The organism is Paraburkholderia piptadeniae (assembly GCF_900007165.1).
Classification (GTDB): Bacteria; Pseudomonadota; Gammaproteobacteria; order Burkholderiales; family Burkholderiaceae; genus Paraburkholderia; species Paraburkholderia piptadeniae.
The window spans coordinates 1-528 of the sequence record NZ_CYGY02000200.1 but is presented as its reverse complement, the minus strand read 5'-3'; the positions used below and the strand labels follow the sequence as shown (position 1 = coordinate 528).

Sequence of the window (528 nt, the reverse complement as noted above, 5' to 3'; positions counted from 1 at the left end):
AGCTCAAAGGCGAAGCGCAGATCACCAAAGGCGATAACCGCAAGGACCTGGGCGATCAGATGGAAAACGCCGAAAAAGGCAAGACCGATCCGGGCAATCCGACCAACCTCCGAATGGGTAGCCGCCACCGATCCCCACTATTTCCCTTGAGGATAGACGCATGCGAGCCCTGACATGGCACGGCAAGAAAGACATACGGTGCGACACGGTACCCGATCCGATTATCGAACATCCACGCGACGCAATCGTCAAGGTGTCCAGCTGTGCTATCTGCGGATCGGATCTGCATCTGTTCGATGGCTTCATGCCAGGCATGAAGTCCGGCGACATCATGGGACACGAGTTCATGGGCGAAGTCGTCGAAGTCGGCAAGGAGAACGCGGCGCTCAAAGTGGGGGACCGCGTCGTCGTGCCGTTCACCATCATCTGCGGCGAGTGCGATCAATGCAAACGCGGCAATTTCTCTGTGTGCGAGAGGAGCAATCGCAATCGCGGTGCGGCCGACAACCTCTTTGGCCACACGACGGC

At 58.1% G+C, this 528-nt stretch carries 1 protein-coding gene; it reads left to right on the top strand.

Annotation, left to right across the window (positions count from 1 at the left end; all coding sequences use genetic code 11):
• Nucleotides 1–160: 160 nt before the first annotated feature.
• Nucleotides 161–528 (top strand): alcohol dehydrogenase catalytic domain-containing protein (locus BN2476_RS44360; RefSeq protein WP_160111891.1); only part of this gene is annotated, 368 nt, incomplete at its 3' end.